Source organism: Streptomyces sp. CHD11 (genome assembly GCF_018638295.1).
Taxonomy (GTDB): domain Bacteria; phylum Actinomycetota; class Actinomycetes; order Streptomycetales; family Streptomycetaceae; genus Streptomyces.
This window is the reverse complement of the sequence record NZ_JABTTS010000024.1, coordinates 89,413-104,849: the sequence shown is the minus strand read 5'-3', so window position 1 is coordinate 104,849 and position 15,437 is coordinate 89,413. Positions and strand designations below refer to the sequence as shown.

General features: G+C 72.9%; 12 protein-coding genes and 1 pseudogene. 6 read left to right on the top strand and 7 right to left on the bottom strand.

The genetic code is table 11. From position 1 onward, the window contains the following. The first annotated feature begins 632 nt into the window (after positions 1–632). Positions 633–3,254 carry a glycosyltransferase family 1 protein gene (locus tag HTV45_RS22480; protein WP_215207644.1) on the top strand — a complete coding sequence of 874 codons (2,622 nt, stop codon included), beginning with the start codon at positions 633–635 and terminating at the stop codon, positions 3,252–3,254. 76 nt (positions 3,255–3,330) lie between these two features. On the opposite strand, the gene HTV45_RS22475 is transcribed toward HTV45_RS22480, so the two are convergent. After that, entirely contained in the window at positions 3,331–4,389 is a 1,059-nt protein-coding gene (locus HTV45_RS22475) for a glycoside hydrolase family 11 protein (RefSeq protein ID WP_215207643.1), read from the bottom strand. A 360-nt stretch (positions 4,390–4,749) separates the two neighbouring features. Between HTV45_RS22475 and HTV45_RS22470 the strand changes: the two genes are divergently transcribed. Together HTV45_RS22470 and HTV45_RS22465 are read left to right on the top strand one after the other, a co-directional pair. Then, a complete protein-coding gene (locus HTV45_RS22470) occupies positions 4,750–5,643 on the top strand; it encodes a LysR family transcriptional regulator (RefSeq protein WP_215207642.1) in 894 nt (297 codons plus the stop codon). Positions 5,644–5,957: 314 nt separating this feature from the next. Further along, complete coding sequence (locus tag HTV45_RS22465) at positions 5,958–6,452, top strand: GNAT family N-acetyltransferase (RefSeq protein WP_215207641.1); 495 nt, start codon at positions 5,958–5,960, stop codon at positions 6,450–6,452. Between the two features lie 202 nt (positions 6,453–6,654). On the opposite strand, the gene HTV45_RS22460 is transcribed toward HTV45_RS22465, so the two are convergent. The 4 genes from HTV45_RS22460 to HTV45_RS22445 form a co-directional block, all read right to left on the bottom strand. Next, positions 6,655–7,176, bottom strand: coding sequence for a DUF1990 domain-containing protein (locus HTV45_RS22460; RefSeq protein WP_215207640.1), 522 nt, complete (start codon positions 7,174–7,176; stop codon positions 6,655–6,657). A 72-nt stretch (positions 7,177–7,248) separates the two neighbouring features. After that, on the bottom strand, positions 7,249–9,291 hold the full coding sequence (locus tag HTV45_RS22455; protein ID WP_215207639.1) for a M4 family metallopeptidase: 2,043 nt from the start codon (positions 9,289–9,291) through the stop codon (positions 7,249–7,251). Between the two features lie 280 nt (positions 9,292–9,571). Beyond that, the gene (locus HTV45_RS22450) at positions 9,572–10,822 is read right to left on the bottom strand and encodes an acyltransferase (RefSeq protein WP_215207638.1); all 1,251 of its coding nucleotides are present in this window, start codon (positions 10,820–10,822) and stop codon (positions 9,572–9,574) included. A gap of 62 nt (positions 10,823–10,884) precedes the next feature. Continuing rightward, positions 10,885–11,718 (bottom strand): SGNH/GDSL hydrolase family protein, encoded by an 834-nt coding sequence (locus HTV45_RS22445; RefSeq protein ID WP_215207637.1) that lies wholly within the window; start codon positions 11,716–11,718, stop codon positions 10,885–10,887. A gap of 137 nt (positions 11,719–11,855) precedes the next feature. Between HTV45_RS22445 and HTV45_RS22440 the strand changes: the two genes are divergently transcribed. Genes HTV45_RS22440 through HTV45_RS22430 form a run of 3 tightly spaced genes read left to right on the top strand, consistent with a single transcriptional unit; the run spans position 11,856 to position 14,571 of the window. Further along, on the top strand, positions 11,856–12,554 hold the full coding sequence (locus HTV45_RS22440) for a response regulator transcription factor (RefSeq protein WP_215207636.1): 699 nt from the start codon (positions 11,856–11,858) through the stop codon (positions 12,552–12,554). Beyond that, positions 12,554–14,038, top strand: a complete 1,485-nt coding sequence (locus tag HTV45_RS22435; RefSeq protein WP_215207635.1) for a cell wall metabolism sensor histidine kinase WalK — start codon at positions 12,554–12,556, stop codon at positions 14,036–14,038. The genes HTV45_RS22440 and HTV45_RS22435 overlap by 1 nt, the downstream gene beginning before the upstream one ends. Next, entirely contained in the window at positions 14,035–14,571 is a 537-nt protein-coding gene (locus HTV45_RS22430; protein WP_215207634.1) for a hypothetical protein, read from the top strand. The genes HTV45_RS22435 and HTV45_RS22430 overlap by 4 nt, the downstream gene beginning before the upstream one ends. Positions 14,572–14,825: 254 nt before the next feature. On the opposite strand, the gene HTV45_RS22425 is transcribed toward HTV45_RS22430, so the two are convergent. After that, complete coding sequence (locus HTV45_RS22425) at positions 14,826–14,969, bottom strand: hypothetical protein (protein ID WP_215207633.1); 144 nt, start codon at positions 14,967–14,969, stop codon at positions 14,826–14,828. Positions 14,970–15,028: 59 nt separating this feature from the next. Further along, positions 15,029–15,409 (bottom strand): annotated as a pseudogene (locus tag HTV45_RS22420) (ABC transporter ATP-binding protein); the annotation flags it as partial. Positions 15,410–15,437: the final 28 nt, after the last annotated feature.

Sequence of the window (15,437 nt, the reverse complement as noted above, 5' to 3'; positions counted from 1 at the left end):
GTCCGCCCGCCGGTGCCAGGCGCGCCGCGGCGCCCGCGCGCCCGCCCGGTGCGGGGAGGCCGCCGGGGTGTCCGGGCGGGTGACCCGCGCGATGCGGTCGCCGGCCGGAGGGAAGGCGGCCGGAGCTCCCGGGGCGGACGGACCGGGCGCCGGTCCGTGGTCGGAAAAGGCCGGATCCTTGCCCTGCCGGCCGGACGCCCGTCCCCCTCGCCGCCTCCGGCGCGCTCCGGTCCGGACCACACCCCTCACCCGCGGCACGAACGCCCCCTCCCGCGCGGCACGAACACCCGCTCCGCAGCCATCGGCACCCCTGCGCACCCCCTCCGGCCTCACCCGGGGCGGGCCTGTACCCGCGGCCGCCCCGTACACCGGGCGCGCCCCACCGTCCGCGGCCGGGCGGTGCGCCGGCGCCCTCTCCGGTGACACTCTCCGCCCCGCGCCCCCGGCCCGCCCGGACGGGCCCGCCCACGGGGCTGGAACCGGCCATATCCGCCATGGGGTGAATCGTTTGGTTAGCGGCATGAAGGTACCCGTTTCTCCCGGCTTCCCGCGCGGAGCGTGTCCGCGCCGGTACTGTCGGCTGCGATGCCCGGACGCACACCGCGTCTCTCACGAACGCGCCGAGGTGACCAGTGAAGGCGATCCGTCGATTCACCGTCCGACCCGTGCTCCCCGAACCCCTCGGGCCCCTGAGCGATCTGGCCCGCAATCTGCGCTGGTCCTGGCACGACGGGACCAGCGACCTGTTCCGCTCCGTCGACCCCGAGCGCTGGGCCGCCGCCGGCCGGGACCCCGTACGGCTGCTCGGCAGCGTGTCGACCGAGCGCCTCACCGAGCTGGCCGGGGACCGCGCGTTCCTGGACCGTCTCGACACGGTCGCGGGCGATCTGCACGCCTATATGACCGGCGACCGCTGGTACCAGGCGCAGCCCGGACGGCTGCCCGCCGCCGTCGCCTACTTCTCCCCGGAGTTCGGCATCACGGCCGCGCTGCCACAGTACTCCGGAGGTCTCGGCATCCTGGCCGGTGACCATCTCAAGGCCGCCAGCGACCTCGGCGCCCCGCTCATCGGCGTCGGTCTGCTCTACCGGCACGGCTACTTCCGCCAGTCCCTGTCCCGTGACGGCTGGCAGCAGGAGCACTACCCCGTCCTCGACCCCAACGAGCTGCCGCTGGACCAGCTCAAGGAGGCCGACGGCAGCCCCGCCCAGATCACCCTCGCCCTGCCCGGCGACCGCTCACTGCGCGCCCGGATCTGGCTGGCCCAGGTGGGCAGGGTCCCGCTGCTCCTGCTGGACTCCGACGTCGAGGAGAACGACCTCGGTGAACGCGGGGTGACCGACCGGCTCTACGGCGGCGGCAGCGAGCACCGGCTGCTCCAGGAGATGCTGCTCGGCATAGGAGGTGTCCGCGCGGTGCGTACGTACTGCCGGCTCACCGGGCACGCCGCACCCGAGGTCTTCCATACCAACGAGGGCCACGCCGGCTTCCTCGGCCTGGAGCGCATCGCCGAACTGCGGGCCGACGGGCTGGACTTCGACGCCGCGCTCGAGGCGGTCCGGGCGGGGACCGTCTTCACCACCCACACGCCCGTCCCGGCCGGGATCGACCGCTTCGACCGCGAACTGGTCGCCCGCCACTTCGGCCCGCACGCCGAGCTGCCGGGGATGGAGGTCGACCGCATCCTCAGGCTCGGCATGGAGACCTATCCCGGAGGCGAGCCCAACCTCTTCAACATGGCCGTGATGGGGCTGCGCCTCGCCCAGCGCGCCAACGGCGTCTCCCTGCTCCACGGCCAGGTCAGCCGCGAGATGTTCGCCGGGCTCTGGCCGGGCTTCGACCCCGAGGAGGTGCCCATCACCTCGGTGACCAACGGGGTGCACGCGCCCACCTGGGTCGCCCCCGAGGTGTTCCGGCTCGGCGCCCGCCAGATCGGCACCCAGCGCGCCGAGGAGGCACTGAGCGTCGGTGACTCGGACCGCTGGGACTCCGTGGCGGACATCGCCGACCAGGACATCTGGGAGCTGCGCCGGTCCCTGCGCGAACTGCTGGTGCTGGAGGTCCGCGAGCGGTTGCGCGCCTCATGGCGGCAGCGCGGCGCCGGGACGGCCGAGCTGGGCTGGATCGACGGGGTGCTCGACCCGGACGTGCTGACCATCGGCTTCGCCCGGCGTGTCCCGTCGTACAAGCGGCTGACACTGATGCTGCGCGACCGGGACCGGCTGATGGACCTGCTGCTGCACCCCGACCGGCCGGTGCAGATCGTGATCGCCGGCAAGGCGCACCCGGCCGACGACGGCGGCAAGCGGCTCATCCAGGAGCTGGTCCGTTTCGCCGACGACCCGCGCGTACGCCACCGGATCGTGTTCCTGCCCGACTACGGCATGGCCATGGCGCAGAAGCTCTACCCGGGGTGCGACATCTGGCTGAACAACCCGCTCAGGCCGCTGGAGGCGTGCGGCACCAGCGGGATGAAGGCCGCGCTCAACGGCTGCCTCAACCTCTCGGTGCTCGACGGCTGGTGGGACGAGTGGTTCCAGCCCGACTTCGGCTGGGCCATCCCCACGGCGGACGGCGCGGGGACCGACCCGGACCGGCGCGACGACATAGAGGCGGCGGCGCTGTACGACCTGCTGGAGCAGCGGGTGACGCGGTCGTTCTACGAGCGCGGGCGCAGCGGGCTGCCGGACCGCTGGATCGAGATGGTGCGCCGGACCCTGAGCCTGCTCGGGCCGAGGGTGCTGGCCGGCCGTATGGTCCGGGAGTACGTCGAGCGGCTGTACGAGCCCGCCGCCCACGCGCACCGCGCGATGGACCGCGACAACGCGCGGGCGCTCGCCGCGTGGAAGGCGAGGGTGCGGGGCGCCTGGCACGGGGTGTCCGTCGACCATGTCGAGACCTCCGTGGCCACGGCCACCGCGGAGCTCGGTGCGACGCTCGGGCTGCGGGTGCGGGTGGCGCTCGGCGGTGGCCTCAAGCCGGAGGACGTCGAGGTGCAGGCGGTCGCCGGGCGGGTGGACGAGGAGGACCGCATCACCGACGCGACGGCCGTGCCGCTGAAGCCGGCGGGCGCGCCCGACGAGGAGGGGCGCTGGATGTACGAGGGGCCGCTCGCCCTGGACCGTACCGGCCCCTTCGGCTACACGGTCCGCATCCTCCCCAGCCACCGGCTGCTGGCGTCGGGTGCCGAGCTGGGGCTGGTCGCGGTGCCGTCGGAGGACCTGGCGGAGGCGGCGGGGCTGCTGATGAGGTGAGGTGTCCGGGGCACGCGACGGCGCGGTGCCGGTGGGCATGGCACCGCGCCGGGGCGGGTGGGAGCGGGGTGCCGGATCAGCCGGCGCCGCAGCTGCCGACCGACGGCGCGGGGCTGGAGGGCCCGTTGACGGTGAAGCCGAACGATGTCGACTGCCCCGCGCCCAGGGTGCGGTTGTGACCGGCCGGGGTCACGGTCACCACGTTCCCGCTCCTGCTGGCGGTGCCGTTCCAGAGCGAGGCGATCGTCTGGTTGCCGGCGAACGTCAGCGGCACGCTCCAGTTGGAGACGCCGCCGCTGCCCGCGGTGACGGTCACCTCACCGTTGAACCCGTTGTTCCACGCGTTGGTGGTGCGGTACGTGGCGTTGCAGGCGCCCGTCGTCGGCGGCGGTGTCGTCTCCCCGTCGTCCGGCGGCGGTGTGGTGCCCCCGCCGCTGAGGGAGATGTTGGAGCTGCCGGAGCTCTGGTAGCCCTCGGTGGCCATGATCATGTAGTAGTTGAAGGCCCCCAGCGGCATCCCGGCCGCCTGCCAGGCGTCGAAGTGGGTGCCGGTGTTGATGGTGCCGCTGGACCGCTTGCTGTTCCGGACGCTCCAGTACTGCTGGAAGGTCTTGGTGCCCTCCACCGACGGCGCGTCCCGGCGGGTGGACTCGTAGATCGTGTACGAACCGCCGTCGGCGTTGACCGTGCCGCGCCGCTGGCCGGCCGAACCGGGGTTGTACGGGCCGTGGTTCTCGACGATGTAGTACTCCACCAGCGGGTTGGAGGTCCACCCGTACAGCGCCAGGTAGCCGTTGCTGCCCGGGTCGAACGTGCCGGAGTAGGTGACGTTCCGCCGGCTGCCGTTGCTCCAGCCGAGGCCGCCGACCCAGTTGTTGGTGTTGCTCCACCGGCTGCTGTACTGCCCGGCGGCGCCCAGCGTCATGGTGACGGTGCCGGGGGCGTCGGTCCAGAAGGAGTAGTAGTACCCGTTGTACGTACCGGTCGAGTTGCTGGTGAGGACCTGGTCGGCGCGTGCCGTACCGGGCAGCAGCAGTCCCGACCCCGCGGCCGCCGCCAGTGCCCCGGCACCGCCGAGGACGAACTTTCTGCGGCTGACCTGACGGGGGCCGGAGTCGTGTGGGGGTGCGCTCATGGAACTGTTCCTCCTCGTGAAGGGCACCGTCGGTGACAGGGGACACGCCGATCACACCTCGGCGCTCACCGACGAGGCGACAGGGACCGGTCCTACGCCGACGACGCACGTACGACCGGAGAGCGCCACAACAGTCGTGCGGGGTAGGAGAGTTGTCAATGGTTTCGTAATGCTCCCGAATGTTTTCGATGCGATGGACCGCCGCTGTACCTGGCTCAGAAGGGGAGACCGGGGCGCCGATGGGCAGGGAGTCGGGATGTTCGTCGGCATGGTGGGTCGAAAGTTTCGAAGCCCTGGAGCAGGGGCCTCGGGAAGCTGGAGCCGCCCCTTCACCGGACCGTGCTGCCGTACCGTCGGGGTATGTCCGACCTCGAACTCCGACACCTCAGGTACCTGATCGCCGTGGGGGAGGCCGGAAGCGTCACGCGGGCGGCCGAGCAGCTGATGATCACTCAGCCCGCGCTGTCGCGGGCGCTCCGGGCCCTGGAGCGGAGGGCCGGCGTCACGTTGCTGGTGCGAGGCAGCCGCGGGACCGAGCTCACCGCCGCGGGATGGACGCTGCTCACCGAGGCACGCGACATAGTGGAGCGTTCCCGCACAGCGCTGGAGCGCACTCGCGGTGTGCAGGCCGAGACCGTGACGTTGACGGTGAGCGTCGCCGAGTGCGATGTGGTGGCCGTGTCGGCCGTATGCCAGGCATTCGAGGAGAGCCACCCGGGGACGCGCGTGCACGTGGTGCCGCGCGAGTGGACCCTGCCGCCGGACGACCTGCGGGCGGGGGAGGCGGACGTCACGTTCCTGCGGGACTGTTACGACCGGCACGACCTGGTCGTCGACCAACTCGCGCTGGAGCCGCGCTCCGTTCTGCTGTCCGCGGGGCACCACCTGGCGGACGGGAGGAAGCTCACGGTGTCCGATCTGAGGGACGAGCCGGTCACGCTCTGGGCAGGGATGTCCACGGCACAGGTGGAGCACTGGACCGGCGCCGACACCGACCGCTCACCGCGCCGGCGGGGTCCTTCGGTCCGCAGCACCTCCGACGTACTGAACGCCGTCATCCTGGGCCGGGCCATCGCCTTCGCCCACGGCTCGACACTTCCGGACGCGTTGCCGGGCATCCGGATCCGCCCGGTCGAGGGCCTGTCCCCGAGCCGGCTGGACGTCGCGACATCGGTGCGCGCCACGCGCACCCCGACCGTGCCCGTCGAGCGGTTCGTGGAGTACGCGCGGCAGTGGTGGGCTGAAATCCGCTGACCGCCGGGCGGCGACGGCGGGGCGGAGCCCTCGTACCGTCCCATGCCCGTGGGGCATGGGACGAGGTGCCGGATCGGCATTTCCCGACGTGTCCGGCCGGCTGGTTAGATCATGAACGAACCCGCGACCGGCCGACGGGGCGACAGGGCGAAGCACCGCGCGCACGCCGGTCGTGTTCACCGCGGTGGCCCGGTGTCCGTGAGGAACGGAACACGGGGCGTGGCGGGTTACGGGCACGACGTGGTGCCGAATCCGCCCGCGGGTCACCCTCTGACGACTTCGACCGACCACCTATGACGTACGAACGGAGTGCCGTGACGCCGACCATCTCGGAGGAGCCGTGGGACAGTGCCGACGGTGAACGCCTGCGCGGTGCCATGGAAGCGGAACTGGCCGCTCGGTATGGCATACCTGACCAGGAGACCGACAAACCCACCGCGCAGGACGTCGACGTGTTCCTCATCGCCCGTGACGCCGCGGGCGGGGCGGCCGGCTGTGGCGCGCTGAGGCTGCTGTCCGACGGCACGGCCGAGATCAAGCGCATGTACGTCACGCCCGAAGCGCGCGGCACAGGCGTGGCCACGGGCATCCTGCGCATGCTGGAGGAGCATGCGTGCCGGCGCCGGCTGGACGTCCTCCACCTGACGACCGGCGTCGAACAGCCCGACGCGATCAGGTTCTACGAGCGCGAGGGCTACGAGCGCACCGAGGGCTACGGCCCCTATGCCGGTCATCCCCTGGCCGTCTGTCTCGCCCGCCGGCTGACCCGCGACGAGAACGACAACCGGTCCCGGGCAGCAGGAAGCTGAGCGCGTCGGCCACACGTCGGCCGCACCCGCCCCGGCCGGGGCCGTTGGTCCAGGGCGGCTTCGCGGGGCGTGCCAAGGGACAGGGCACCTCAGGAGGCGCGGGCGATGCGCAGGACGCGGACCGGCCTCGACCCCACCGTCCCCGCTGTTCGGGATGCCGGTGGCCCGCCCGGACGCGACCGCCCTCGTGGCGGCGCGGGTGTCAGTCCTGTTCGATGCCCCGCGTGGCCAGGTGGCGGAGGACCGTGCCGCAGCGGCGCGCGTACGCGTGCTGCATCGCGCGGGTGGCCGGCCCGCCCAAGCGGGCGTACCAGCTCGCGGCCCGGCTGAACGCGGAGACGGTCAGCCATACCGTCCCGTCGCCGGTGCGGTCGACGACGAAGGCTTCCTCGCCGCTCTCCGGGTGGCCGGCCAGGGTGCCGTACGCCCAGCCCGACCTGCGGTACTCCTCCACCGTCCACACCACCCGGCAGGGCGCCTTGACCAGCCCGGCGAGGGTGACGGTGACGTCGACGTCCGGGGCGGCGCGGTCGGCGGTGGCCTCGATGCCGACCCCCAGCTCCCGGTGCATCTCCCAGGTGAGCAGCGCCTCCGCCGCCTGCCGGAAGACCGGCTCGCCCTCACCGAGCCGGGTGCGTACCCGCAGGGGGTGGAAGCCTGGAGGGCAGAAACCGGGTTCCCGGGTCGCGCCGACGTGGTCGTAGGTGAAGTCCGCCGAAGACATGGGACCCAAGAGTAGGGCGGCGCCCACGCCTTGGGGAAAGGCGGGGCGCCGCTCGGCGCGATCGCGTCCGGTCTACGGGAAGGTGAGCTTCCAGCCGCTGATGTGGCCGGTGTCGTAGCGTGCCCGGTCCTGCACGCGCAGTTGCCAGGTGCCGTTGGCGGTCTCGGAGGACGCGTTGACCGTGTAGGTCTCCTTGATGTCGTCCGCGGAGCCGCCGGTGCGGTTGCGCAGGTTGTACGCGGTGCCGTCCGGGGCCAGCAGGTCGACGACCAGGTCGCCGCTCCAGGTGTGCTCGATGTCGACCGTGACCCGGAGGTTGGAGGGCGCGTTGCCCGTCCGGCCGGTGACGGCGATCGAGGACGTCACCGCGGAGCCGAAGTCCGGGATGGCCACGTCGGTGGTGCTCTCGAAGGTCGTACCGTCACCGCCACCGCCGTCACCGGGGCGCGATCCCACGTTGATGGCCGCCCAGGCGTGCTGCACGCCCTTGTACTCGGCGCTGTCCGTGCCGTACAGCTCACCGGTCGCCGCCAGGGTGCCGGTGCGGGCACCCGCGTAGTTGGTGGTGGAGGTGAACTTCGTGGTCAGCGCGCGGAACCAGATCTTCTCCGCCTTGGCGCGGCCGATGCCGGTGACCGGGAGGCCGTCCGAGGTGGGCGAGTCGTAGGTGACACCGTTGATGGTCTTGGTGCCGCTGCCCTCGCTCAGCAGGTAGAAGAAGTGGTTGGCCGGTCCGGAGGAGTAGTGGACGTCGACGTTGCCGATGCCGGAGTACCAGTAGTCCTTGGACGCGCCGTCCTTGCTCGGCCTGTCCATGTAGCGCAGCGGGGTGCCGTCGCCGTTGATGTCGATCTCCTCGCCGATGAGGTAGTCACCGACGTCGGAGGAGTTGTCCGCGTAGAACTCGACCGTGGCGCCGAAGATGTCGCTCGTCGCCTCGTTCAGGCCGCCGGACTCGCCGCTGTAGATGAGACCGGCGGTGTTCGAGGTCAGACCGTGGGTCATCTCGTGCGCGGCCACGTCGATCGAGGTGAGCGGGTTGGCGTTGCCCGAGCCGTCGCCGTAGGTCATGCAGAAGCAGCTGTCCGACCAGAAGGCGTTGACGTAGTTGTTGCCGTAGTGGACCCGGGAGTACGCGCCCACGCCGTCGCCCCGGATGCCGTCGCGGCCGTGCACGTTCTTGTAGTAGTCCCAGGTCAGTGCGGCCCCGTAGTGGGCGTCGGCGCCGGCCGACTCCGCGTTGGAGGGGCTGCCGTTGCCCCACACGTCGTCGGGGCCGGAGAAGAGCGTGCCGGTGCCGGAGGTGCCGCGGTTGAGGTTGTACGTGCGGTGCCCGCCGCGCGCCCCGTCGGTGAGGTTGTACGACGACTCGGACTGCGTGGTGGTCAGGTCGACGGTGCCGCTGTAGACGGTGTGGCCGGTCCCGTTCCGGATGGCCTCCCACTCGTACAGCTTCTCGCCGGTGGTGGCGTCCGTGACGACGTGCAGCTCCTGCGGGGTGCCGTCGTGCTGGAGACCGCCCACGACCGTCTCGTAGGCCACGACCGGCGTGCCCTTCGCCGCCCAGATCACCTTGCGCGGGGCGCGGTCGACGCCGGCGCCCCCGGCCTCTTCGGCGGCGGCCAGGGCCTGCCGCTCGGCCCTGGCGGCCGGCACCGCGGCGGTGGTGGTCGCGGGCTTCACCGCGCTCCGGGTGGCCTTGACGACGGTGTCGGCCTCGCCGGCCGTGTCGCCCTGGACGACCAGGTCGCCGCCGAGGACGGGGAGGCCGTCGTAGGTCCGCTCGTAGCGGACGTGCACGGTGCCGTCGCGGTCCTTGAGGACGTCACGGACGACGAGCTTTTCCTTGGCGCCCAGCCCGAGGTCCTTCGCGGTCTCCGCCTTGGCGGCGTCGGCCTCGCGGATCAGTGCGGCGCGCTGGGCGGGGGTGAGTTTCACCGACTCCGCACCGGGCTTCGCCTTGCCCGCGGCCGCCGGTGCCTGCTCGGGTGCGGCGGTGGCGGTACCGGACTGCACGGCCGTGGCGATCAGCGCGGCCACCCCGGCGAGGGCGACGGCGGCGGCGCGGCGGTGCGTGCTGTGGGGGGTGCGTCTGTGGGACGACCTGCTTCTCAACGCTGACTCCTTCTGCGGGGCCGCGGGTCGCGCGGCCTGGGGAGACCGGCCGGCTGGTGAGCCGTCCGGGCAGAACGGAAGTGCCGTGAGCTGTGGCCGCCGCGCAGCGGTGGGGTGACGCCGGGGGTGAAGCTGTGAGGTTGCTGTGGAGCGGCCGTGGGAAGAGTGGCAGGGGATTGCGGTTACTGTCAGGAGCGCGTCAAGAGATTGGCCGGAAATCGTTCGTTGTGCGGGAGCCCGAGTCCGGTATACGAACGGCCGAGGTGTGACGTCGGCGAGGTCAGCCGTCCGCGGACATCAGCCGCGTGACGTCGACGGATCCGGCCCCCGTCCGCGGCTCGGGAATCAGGGTCCACAGCGCGGCCAGGGCGGCGAACGCGGCGACGAGCGCGAGGACGCCGCCGCGGCCGGTCGCCCACCGGGCCCGGAACCGCACCGGGTCCTCCACCAGCACCTTGGACACCCAGGCCGCCAGCACGGTCACGGCGAGGATGATCGCCGTACGGGGCGGGCCGGACAGGCCGAGCCGTTCCTCGTCGAGCAGCAGGAACACGGGCCAGTGCCAGAGGTAGAGGCTGTACGAGAGGCCGCCGAGCCGGCGCAGCACCCCCGCGGCGAGGACGCGGCCCAGCGGGCTCCGGGGCGCGTGGGCGAGAGCACCGATGAGCAGGGCGGCGGCCAGCGCGTGCAGGAACAGACCGCCCTGGAACAGCGACGGTGTCCGCTGCCCGTCTGCCGCCGCCCAGTACGCCCCGATCCCGCAGGCCAGCACCGGGACACCCAGCCGCAGCACGGATTCGCGGGCGCCGGCGAACAGCCGCGCGGCCGGTGCCGTGGCCGCCAGTGAGCCGAGCAGCAGGGAGAAGGCGCGGGTGTCGGTGCCCTCGTAGACGCGGGTGGTGTCACCGGAGCCCGCCGAGACGGTGAGCGTGACCATGAGCATCAGCGAGACGACGGCCCCGGCCCCGGCGACGGCGGCGACACGCCGGTCCGCGTCGCGTCCCCGTGCGAGCAGCCGTACCACCAGCGGCCAGAGCAGGTAGAACTGCTCCTCGACGGCGATGCTCCACAGATGTCCAAAAACCCGGGTGTCCGCCCCGTTCCAGTAGCCGGCCTCGTCGGCGACGAAGTGCCAGTTGGTGAGGTTGACCGCCACCCAGGGGGCGTCGTCGAGCGCGAACCGGAGCAGGGAGGGCGGGCCGAACGCCCACACCAGGAGCAGGGTGCCCGCCACGGTGACGGCGAGTGCGGGCAGCAGACGCCGTGCCCGCCGTCCCCAGAACGCGACGAGATCGACGCGGCCGTCGCCCTTCCGCGCCTCCTTCAGCAACAACCCGGTGATCAGAAAACCGGACAGGACGAAGAAGAGATCGACGCCGAGGAACCCTCCGCCGAGGTGGCCGGCGTGGAACAGCAGCACCCCGAGGACGGCCACGCCCCGCAGCCCGTCCAGCGGCGCGATGTGCCGGGTGCCCGGGGCGGGCGGTGCGGCGGTGCGGCGGTGTGCCGTCCTGAGCGGTGCTGTCCGCATGGTGCGTGACTCCCGAAGGGGTGGGATGAGAGGGGGGCGGGCCGAGGGGGAGGGGCGGGCCGCTACGGGCAGCCGAGCTTGCTGAACACCTTGTCGCCGGTCCAGGACCCGGTGGCCCACTCCTCCGCCGGAGCCGGAGCGAAGTCGTAGAGCCGGTGGAGCTCCTTGCCGAACCACTGGGCGAAGGCGGCGGACCCCTGCTGGCAGGAGTGGATGCCGTCCTTGCCGCGCTGCGCCTCGGCCGCGCCGTGGTCGGTTCCCCACAGGGCGGCGGCGTCGAGGAAACGGACCGAGTCGGGGTGTTCGCCGGCGACGGACTTCGCGGACTCCGGCGCGGATTCGATCTCGGACGCGTGCGGCTTGTAGAAGTCGTCCACCTTGAACGGGGGCGCGGAGACCAGCAGCAGTTCGGCGCCCGCGCCGGTCACGGCCTCGGCCAGCCGCTCGTAGGCGGCGCGCTGCTCGTCGGGGGTGCCCCAGTCGTAGGTGGTGATCTGGTAGGCGACGACGTCCGGCCGGAAGGACTCCAGGTACGCGGGCAGGGTCTTCCAGGTGGGTTCCGCGATCTCGCCGACGACACCGCCGCCGCCGGTGGAGGCCATCGACTCGAACTCCGCCCCGGCGGCTTCCATGGCCGCGCCCACGGCCGGTACCTGCGCCTCGCTGATGGAGTCGCCCATCCACAGCAGCCGCTGCGGCTTCGCGTTGTTCCCCGTGTCGCTCCCGGCGCCGTCCGCGCGGTCGCCGGCTCCGCCGGTGGCGGTCGTGGCGCCGTCGGCCGCGGCGGGGGCGGAGCTCCCGGAGTCCTGGCAGGCGGACAGCGCGAGCAGGGCCGCGGCCGAGGCCAGGCAGAGGGCGGCGGCGCGGCGGACGGGGGGTCGGTATTCGAAGGTCATGACCCGAGCACAGCCCGGCCCGGCGCCGTCCGGAACACCCGTCATCGTTTCATCACACGATGCGGAACGACGCGTCATACGTAGCCTGCACTCTGGTCAAGAACACCCCAGCCCCGCCGGAGAAGAGCACACCCGCCATGGCCCGAGTCCTGCTCATCGAAGACGACCCCGCCGTGCAGAAGGGAGTCACTCTCGCGCTCAGACGCCGGGGGCACGAGGTGGAGGTCGCCGGCAGTGGCGAGACCGGACTGCTGGCGCTGGAACGCCGCCGGCCGGACCTGGTCCTGCTCGACCTGATGCTGCCCCGGATGAACGGCCTGGAGGTGTGCCGCCGGATACGCGAGAACCAGCAGCTCCCCATCATCATCCTCTCCGCGCGCGGCGACGAGATCGATGTGATCGTCGGACTGGAGGCGGGCGCCGACGACTACATCACCAAGCCCGCCGCCCCGGAGATCCTCGCGGCCCGGATGAAGGCCGTCCTGCGCCGCGTCGCACCCGCCCAGGACGCCCCGGCGCCGCCCACCGCGCCGGAAGCGGAGCGGCACGGCGGCCTCACCGTGGACCGCGCCTCCCTGGTCGTCACGCGCCACGGCACCGAACCGGCCCTCGCGCCCTCCGAACTCAAACTGCTGCTGTTCCTCACGGCCGCCCCCGGCCAGGTCTACTCCCGCCGGCAGCTCCTGGAACAGGTCTGGGAGCACTCGTACTACGGCGACGTCCGCCTCGTCGACGCCTGTGTGATGCGGCTGCGCGCCAAGATCGAGGACGAGCCGCGCACACCGGTGTACGTGCAGACCGTGCGCGGCTTCGGCTACCGCTTCGGACCCGTGTGATGGCCCTCCGGCTCCGCCTCCCCAAAGGGCTCCGGACCAGGTTCGCCGTCGCCTTCCTCCTCGCCGCCGCCTTCGGCGCCCTGCTCACCGCCGGGCTCACCTTCCAGCAGGCGCGCTCCGCGATCCTGGAGCGCACCCGCAACGCGGCCCTCGCCGATCTGCGGACCCAGCTCGACTCCCTCGCCCCCGACCTGGCCCTTCCGCCCGGCGCCGACGGCCTGCGGAGCCTGGCGGCCCAGCTCGACCGGGCGGGGGAGGCCCGGAACTGGCAGGCGGCCGCCGCCTACCGGGAGGGCCCGCTGATGTCCGGCAGCGCGTCCGGCGGGTCCGGCACCCCACCGGTGCCCGACGCACTCCGCCGCGCTGTCGAGGAGGAGGGGGCCGCGGTCTACCAGTACGTCGATCACCGGGGCCGCCCCTGGCTCGCCCTCGGCATGCCCCTCGCCTACGCGGACGACCCGTCAGGCACCGGCGGCGCGGACCGGCTCTCCGGGATCACGGCGTACGCCGCCTTCCCGCTCGACGAGGACCGGACGGACATCGACGCCCTGGTCACCGCCGCCCAGGCCGGCGCACTCGCCGCGCTGCTGCTCGCCCTCGTACCGGCCCTCCTTGCGGCCCGCAGCGTACTGCGCCCGGTACGGCGTCTGCGCCACGGTGCCGAACGCATCACCGCGGGGGAGTTGGACACCCGTATCGACGCCGACGGACGCGACGAACTCGCCGCCCTCACCCGGTCGTTCAACACCATGGCCGGGACGCTGGAGCGGGACGACGCGGAACTGCGCCGGATGGAGGCGCGGGCCCGCCGCTTCGCCGCCGACGTCGCCCACGAACTGCGCACGCCGCTCGCCGCCATGGCGGCCGTCACCGAAGTGCTCGACGAGGACGCCTCCTCCGGTGCCCTGCCCGCCGACACCGCCGACGCCGTCCGGCTGATCAGCTCCGAGACACGCACGCTGGCCCGGCTGGTCGAGGACCTGATGGAGATCTCGCGCTTCGACGCGGGAGCCGCCCAGGTGCATCTCGAGGACGTGGATCTGCGCACCATCGTCGTCAAGTCCCTCCAGGTGCGCGGCTGGGACGACGACGAGCGGGTCGTCGCCCGTCTCCCGGAACGGGTGCCGGTACGGGTCGACCCGCGACGTATCGACGTGGTGCTCGCCAATCTGGTCGGCAACGCGCTGCGCCACGGTCTGCCTCCGGTCACGGTGAGTGTCCGGGCGAGGGACGGCCGGGCCGTGCTCACCGTCACCGACCAGGGGCCCGGCATCCCCGAGGACGTGCTGCCGCACGTCTTCGAACGCTTCTACAAGGCCGACACCGCCCGCGCCCGTTCCCAGGGCAGCGGGCTCGGGCTCGCTCTCGGCCACGAGAACGCCCTGCTCCACGACGGCACCGTCACCGCGGCGAACGGCCCCGCCGGCGGGGCCGTGTTCACGCTCAGCCTTCCCCTCGCCGGCCCGTCCCGGGAGCCTTCATGACACTCCGTGGCCGAAGCGCGCTGCTCGTCCTGCTCGTGGTGACCGCCGTCGCGGGCTGTGGCATCACGCCCTCCGGGCCCGCGCGGGCGGGTGATCCCGCCTCCGGGATCCAGCGGCCCGGGGCCGAGGACCGCTCGGTGCGGCTCTACTTCACCGGTCCCTACGGCATCCGTGCCGTCTCCCGCCTCACCGACCGGCCGCTCGGTCCGCAGGAGGCGCTGGACCTCCTTCTGGAGGGGCCCACCGCGGCCGAGAGGGAACGCGGCCTCACGAGCGAGGTGCCGGACATGAAGGGGCAGCTCACCGCCACCGCGGCGGGTGGGGTCGTCGACCTGCGCATTCCCGCCGCGGTCGGTACGGGCGAGCTGGATGTGGCGGCGGTGAGCCAGCTCGCCTGCACCGCCGCGCACGCCGATGTGCCCGGTGGGCGTGCGGCGGGCGAGGTCGACGTCCGCATCTACGAGAATCTCGCCGGCCCGCCATGGACCGTCCGGTGCGGGTCCGCGGGCAACGCGGTGCCCGTGACGGAGTGAGGGGGGAGGGGGGCGGGGCCTTCGTGGTTCGCCCCCGCCGCCCCTTCCCTCCCCGTCCCTCGGGGCTGTGCCCCGGACCCCCTGTGGCCCGGCCCCCCGGCCTGGGGTTCCCGTGGCCCGCGTGTTCTGCGGGCCTGTGGCTTGGGCCGTGTGCGGCTCTGCGGGCCTGTGGCCCGGGTCCCCCGTCGCCTGAATCCCCTGCGGACCTGCGGCCCTTGATGCCCGCCGGCCCCGCGGCGCCGCGGGGCTCGTCCTCAGACGACCGACGGGTCGCGTGGGCTGGACGGGCCGGGTGGTGGCGGGTTGCCGTGCCAGGAGTGCCACAGGGACGCGTACGCACCGCCGGACGCCACCAGGGCGTCATGCAAGCCGAGTTCGGTCAGGCGGCCGTGCTCCATGACGGCCACCCGGTCCGGCCCGCCGAGCTGCTCCTGGAGGCCCTGCGCACCCAGGCCCGATCCCCTGCCCCGGTCCGCCGCTCCAGCGAGGCACCCAGCCGCACCGTCTGTCCCACGACCACCTTCACCGTGCGGAAGTTGGCGTCCATCCGCACCCGCGTCATGGTGCGGTGCCGCAGGATGCCCAGCCACGCGTTGACGCCGTTCACCAGGAACAGGGCGCCGGCCCACAGCGCCAGCACCCTCATGTCACCCGGTTCCAGCCCGTCGTCCACCGCCCGCGACATCGCGTACGGCGTCGCCGCCAGCCCCACCATCCACACACAGCTGAGCACCGCCGCCACCGCGCACCGCCCCGGCTGCCGCCGCACCAGCCACCACAGATAGCGGGCCCCGCCCCGGCGGTCGGGCGTGCCGGGATCCTCGTAGGCGTCGATCACGTGGCCACTCTCCCCCTGTCCCCGTTCC

Coding starts and splice junctions, on each gene's coding strand:
- HTV45_RS22475 (WP_215207643.1), bottom strand. CDS start 4,389: ATGAGCGCACCCCCACACGACTCCGGCCCCCGTCAGGTCAGCCGCAGA.
- HTV45_RS22445 (WP_215207637.1), bottom strand. CDS start 11,718: ATGACCTTCGAATACCGACCCCCCGTCCGCCGCGCCGCCGCCCTCTGC.
- HTV45_RS22440 (WP_215207636.1), top strand. CDS start 11,856: ATGGCCCGAGTCCTGCTCATCGAAGACGACCCCGCCGTGCAGAAGGGA.
- HTV45_RS22430 (WP_215207634.1), top strand. CDS start 14,035: ATGACACTCCGTGGCCGAAGCGCGCTGCTCGTCCTGCTCGTGGTGACC.
- HTV45_RS22460 (WP_215207640.1), bottom strand. CDS start 7,176: ATGTCTTCGGCGGACTTCACCTACGACCACGTCGGCGCGACCCGGGAA.
- HTV45_RS22470 (WP_215207642.1), top strand. CDS start 4,750: ATGTCCGACCTCGAACTCCGACACCTCAGGTACCTGATCGCCGTGGGG.
- HTV45_RS22435 (WP_215207635.1), top strand. CDS start 12,554: ATGGCCCTCCGGCTCCGCCTCCCCAAAGGGCTCCGGACCAGGTTCGCC.
- HTV45_RS22450 (WP_215207638.1), bottom strand. CDS start 10,822: ATGCGGACAGCACCGCTCAGGACGGCACACCGCCGCACCGCCGCACCG.
- HTV45_RS22425 (WP_215207633.1), bottom strand. CDS start 14,969: ATGGAGCACGGCCGCCTGACCGAACTCGGCTTGCATGACGCCCTGGTG.